Raw genomic sequence first — 5,429 nt, 5'->3', positions numbered from 1 at the left:
GCATAGACCCCTGGCTTATCAACCCCATGTACGCCCAGTGCGGTGAAGTCAACTTTGCCGAAGAAACCGGCATGGATTGCCTGACCACCAACGTCGATGCGCTGCTCACCAAAATCAAGCGCAAGTACAAGGAATACGGCATCAACGAAAAGCCTTTTGTCGTCGTCAAGGCCGACAACGGCACTTATGGCATGGGCATCATGACGGTGCGCGACGTGAAAGACCTGGACGCGCTGAACCGCAAGACAAAAAACAAGATGAGCACGACGAAAGATGGCCAGCCGCTGTCCGAAGTGATCATCCAGGAAGGCGTGCTGACCAACGAGCGCGTGAACGACGCCGTGGCCGAGCCCGTGGTCTACATGATGGACCGTTATGTGGTCGGCGGCTTTTACCGCGTTCATGCCGAGCGCGGCGTGGACGAAAACCTCAACGCGCCCGGCGCCAGCTTTGTACCCCTGGCCTTTGCTGACAGCGGCCGCCTGCCGCAGCCCGGCGAGAAGCCCGGCTCCAGCAGCCCCAACCGCTTCTATATGTATGGCGTGATCGCCCGACTGGCGATGCTTGCTGCGAGCTATGAACTCGAAGCCACCGATCCGGACGCCGAGGTGTATGACTAGAGATGGCTTGGCACACCCCTATCGTTCTCACTTCGCTACGCTTCGTGGAGTGCCGTTTCCCCTTGCAGGGGACGCCGCAAGGCATCCGGCAAAGCCGGTCTGCCTGCGGCCGCTCTGAAAGTCGGGGAGCTTGTGTACCCGAGACGGCCCGGATTATGGGTCTTTTAGGCCTCTAGCCCAGACGGGTCATGCGCGACCAGCTATTAAAAAAGTAGCACCCAGAATTCAACTGCCTGCGCTGCCTCCCTGATCGGCCGCCGACCCCTATTGTTACAAGTTGTTGCGGTGCAACAAAATCGGGATTAGTTGGATTTAGGGATGTCCGCCGACTTGCAAGCCGGGTACCTGGGCGCAAAATAGCGTTCCCAAAGGTAACCATTCYCGCCGCTTTGGACCCGCTTGAACGGGCCGAGCGCAAAGACGGGAAGTTTTTGTGTCCAGTAAAAAATCATCACTCGCGGCGCTCACCCTGGGCGCCATTGGTGTCGTCTACGGCGACATCGGAACCAGCGTCCTGTATGCCGTCAAGGAAGTTTTCGGTTCCGGGCATGTTCCCTTTACCCCCGACAACGTCTACGGCATCCTGTCCATCTTCTTCTGGACGCTGACCGTCATTGTCTCGATCAAGTATGTGGCGCTGGTGCTGCGCGCCGACAACAACGGTGAAGGCGGCCTGATCGCCATGCTGGCGCTGGCCTCCACAGCAGTAAAAGACAAGCCTCAGCTGCGCAAGACCTTGCTGATCGTCGGCATCTTCGGCACATCCCTGTTCTATGGCGACGGCGTCATCACCCCGGCCATCTCGGTCCTGTCGGCCGTCGAAGGCCTGGAAGTCGTCTCGCCTGCCTTCAAGCAGGGCGTGATCCCGATCACCCTGGTCATTTTGTTTGCCCTTTTTGCGGTGCAAAAGCACGGCACGGCTGGCATTGGCAAATTTTTCGGCCCCATCACGCTGATCTGGTTCGGCGTGCTGGCGTTGCTGGGCATTTCGCAGATCGTGACCCATCCCGAAATCCTGGTGGCAGTCAGCCCGCACTACGCGGTGATGTTCATGTGGGCCAACCCCGGCACCACTTTCATCATTCTGGGCGCCGTGGTGCTGTGCGTGACCGGCGCCGAGGCGCTGTACGCCGACCTTGGCCACTTCGGCAAAAAACCGATTCGCCTGGCGTGGTTTTCCGTGGTCATGCCTTCGCTGGTGCTCAATTACTTCGGCCAGGGCGCGCTGCTCATAGGCAACCCTGCCGCAGTGAAGAACCCGTTTTTCCTGATGGCGCCCGAGTGGGCGCTGCTGCCGCTGGTAGGCCTGGCCACCATGGCTACCGTGATCGCCTCGCAGGCGCTGATCACCGGCGCCTTCAGCGTGACCAAGCAGGCCATCCAGATGGGCTATCTGCCGCGCCTCAATATCCAGCACACCAGCGTGCGCGACACCGGCCAGATCTACATGCCCTTCGTCAATTGGGGCCTCTTCATAACGATCGTGCTCGCGGTGGTGATGTTCCGCTCGTCCAGCAACCTGGCGGCCGCTTACGGCATCGCGGTATGCACCGACATGCTGATCACCACCATCCTGACTTTTTACGTGATTCGTTACGGCTGGCAGTATCCGCTGAGCCTGTGCATTGCGGCGACCGGTGTTTTCTTTGTCGTCGACTTCGCGTTCTTCGCCTCCAACCTCATGAAGCTGTTCGCCGGCGGCTGGTTCCCGCTGGTGATTGGGGGTGCGGTCTTCACGCTGATGATCACCTGGAAGGAAGGGCGGCACCTGCTCAATGAAAAGCTGCGGGCCGATGCGATCGATTTACCCAGCTTCCTGGACGCCGTCTTCGTCAGCCCGCCGGCCCGTGTCGAAGGCACGGCCGTATTCCTGACGGCCGAGCCCGGCAGCGTGCCCAACGCGCTGCTGCACAACCTCAAGCACAACAAGGTGTTGCATGAGCAGAATCTGTTCGTGACGGTGCGCAACCATGAGATCCCCTGGATCGGCATGAACAAGCGTCTCGAAATTGAATCACTGGGCCACGACTGCTGGCAGGTCAATGTGCACTACGGCTTCAAGAACGACCTGGATCTGYCCAAGGCCCTGCAGCAGATCAAGGGCAGGGGCTGCGAGCTGGAGTCGATGACGACCAGCTATTTCCTCTCGCGCGACACGGTGATCCCCACCATCGGCAGCGGCATGGCACCCTGGCGCGAGAAACTGTTTGCTCAGATGCACCACAACGCCAGCGGTGCGGCAGACTTCCTGAACCTGCCAAACAACTCGGTGGTGGAACTGGGCAGCAAGATCGAGATCTGAGGGTTTCTGGCCGTTCCGCCTTTTGCCCGAGGACTTGTTTTAAATATCTGGCACGCGTATTCCTGCTTGCGTGGGTTGAATTGTTGGTGCCAATCCATAGCTGCACGCGCCTGGCCGTATGGGCAAGCCGCATAAAGCAGGCTGGTGAAATTGTTAGAGCTTCATGCGCGGAGCTACGCGCCCTTGCCGCGCATGATGGCTGCGGCCACATCAGCCGGCGCCTCGGCATAGCGCTTGAACTCCATGGTGTAGGTCGCGCGGCCCTGCGTGAGTGAGCGCAAGGTGGTCGAGTAGCCGAACATTTCCGACAGCGGCACCTCGGCGCGCACCAGCTTGCCGCCGCCGCCCGCAATGTCTTCCATGCCTTGCACCATGCCGCGCCGCGATGAGAGGTCGCCCATCACATTGCCCATGAAGTCTTCGGGCATTTCAACCTCGACCGCCATCACGGGCTCCAGCAGCACCGGCTTGGCGCGGCGCATGGCTTCCTTGAAGGCGAGCGAGCCGGCCATGCGAAAGGCGTTTTCGTTCGAATCGACATCATGGTAGGAGCCGAACACCAGCGTGGCCTTGACGTCGACCACCGGGTAGCCCGCCAGCACGCCGGCCTTGAGCGTTTCCACAATGCCTTTGTTGACGGCCGGAATGTATTCGCGCGGAATCACGCCGCCCTTGATGGCGTCGACGAACTCATAGCCTTTGCCTGAAGGCTGCGGCTCCAGGTTGAGCACGGCGTGCCCGTACTGCCCGCGCCCGCCCGACTGCTTGATGAACTTGCCTTCAACATCGTTCACCGCCTGCCGGATCGTCTCCCGGTAGGCCACCTGTGGCTTGCCCACATTGGCTTCCACGCTGAACTCGCGCTTCATGCGGTCCACCAATATCTCCAGGTGCAGCTCGCCCATGCCCGAGATGATGGTCTGGCCAGACTCTTCGTCGGTGTGCACACGAAATGATGGGTCCTCCTGCGCGAGGCGGTTCAGCGCAATGCCCATCTTTTCCTGGTCGGCCTGGGTCTTGGGCTCCACGGCTTGTGAAATGACAGGCTCGGGGAATACCATTTTCTCCAGGATGATCACGTGGGCCGGGTCACACAGCGTGTCGCCGGTAGTGGCTTCTTTCAGGCCCACGGCGGCGGCGATGTCGCCTGCGCACACTTCCTTGACCTCGTTGCGCTCATTGGCGTGCATCTGCAGAATGCGGCCCAGGCGCTCGCGCTTGCCCTTGACAGGGTTGTAGACCGTGTCACCGGCTTTGATCACGCCCGAGTACACGCGAAAGAAAATCAGCTGTCCGACATAGGGGTCGGTCATGATCTTGAAAGCCAGTGCCGAGAAGGGCTCATCGTCTTTGGGGTGGCGCTCGGCCTCGCCGTCGTCCTCGGTGTGGCCCAGGATAGCGGGCACATCCGCCGGTGACGGCATATAGTCGATCACCGCATCCAGCATGGCTTGCACGCCCTTGTTCTTGAAGGCACTGCCGCAGAGCATGGGCACGATCTCGTTGGCTATGGTTCGCTGGCGCAGTCCCTGTTTTATTTCGTCCTCGCTCAGCGGCTCGCCCGCCAGGTATTTGTTGAGCAAATCGTCATTGGCTTCAGCGGCCGCCTCAATCATCTTGGTGCGCCACTCGTTGGCGGTCTCCACTAGGTCTGCCGGAATGTCGCCATACTCGAAATGCAGGCCCTGGCTGGTGTCGTCCCAGATGATGGCCTTCATCTTGACGAGGTCGACGACGCCCTGGAAGTGGTCCTCAGCGCCGACCGGAATCTGCACCGGCACAGCCACGCCTTTGRGACGTTCGCTGATCTGGCGCTGCACGCGGAAAAAGTCCGCGCCCACGCGGTCCATCTTGTTGACGAAAGCCAGGCGCGGCACCTTGTATTTGTTGGCCTGGCGCCAGACGGTTTCTGACTGCGGCTGCACGCCGCCCACGGCGTCATACACCATCACCGCGCCGTCGAGCACGCGCATGGAGCGCTCCACCTCGATGGTGAAGTCCACGTGGCCGGGCGTGTCGATGATGTTGATGCGGTGCTCGGGGTAGTTGCCGGCCATGCCTTTCCAGAAGGCGGTGGTCGCTGCCGAGGTGATGGTGATGCCGCGCTCCTGCTCCTGCTCCATCCAGTCCATGGTGGCCGTACCTTCATGGACTTCGCCGATCTTGTAGTTCACACCTGTGTAGAACAGGATGCGTTCGGTCGTGGTGGTCTTGCCGGCATCAATGTGCGCGCTGATACCGATATTGCGATAACGCTCGATAGGGGTGTGGCGGGGCATGGCGAACTCCTTTTTTGCCGGTCCGCGCTTGTTGGATTTGTTTGCACGGCCAGCTCGCCAGTTTGCGCCAAAGCGCCGGTCTTTGCTCGGTTTTCCCCGAGCACCCACGTCGGGTGTGGGTCCTGGTGTCAGGCCACTTGCAGCATTTCGGCCATGAAGGCAGGCAAAGGCCTGCCGTCCGACAACAGGTATTTCGCCATGGGGATCACCGCGCTCTGCACCGAAGGC

Annotated in this window: 3 protein-coding genes; 2 read left to right on the top strand and 1 reads right to left on the bottom strand. The window is 60.5% G+C overall.

Translation table 11 applies throughout. The features are described 5' to 3' along the window. Positions 1-620 (top strand): glutamate--cysteine ligase (locus AC1D1P_RS13340; RefSeq protein WP_477673315.1); only part of this gene is annotated, 620 nt, incomplete at its 5' end. Positions 621-1,053: 433 nt separating this feature from the next. Beyond that, complete coding sequence (locus tag AC1D1P_RS13335) at positions 1,054-2,922, top strand: potassium transporter Kup (RefSeq protein WP_477673314.1); 1,869 nt, start codon at positions 1,054-1,056, stop codon at positions 2,920-2,922. Positions 2,923-3,095: 173 nt separating this feature from the next. Here AC1D1P_RS13335 and fusA read toward each other — a convergent pair whose 3' ends face one another. Further along, a complete protein-coding gene (fusA, locus tag AC1D1P_RS13330; RefSeq protein ID WP_477673313.1) occupies positions 3,096-5,201 on the bottom strand; it encodes an elongation factor G in 2,106 nt (701 codons plus the stop codon). Between the last annotated feature and the right edge of the window lie 228 nt (positions 5,202-5,429).

This window comes from Polaromonas sp. P1_E1_2 (assembly GCF_056406035.1).
Note: the sequence above shows the minus strand (reverse complement) of the source record. Positions and strands in the feature narration are given on the sequence as shown.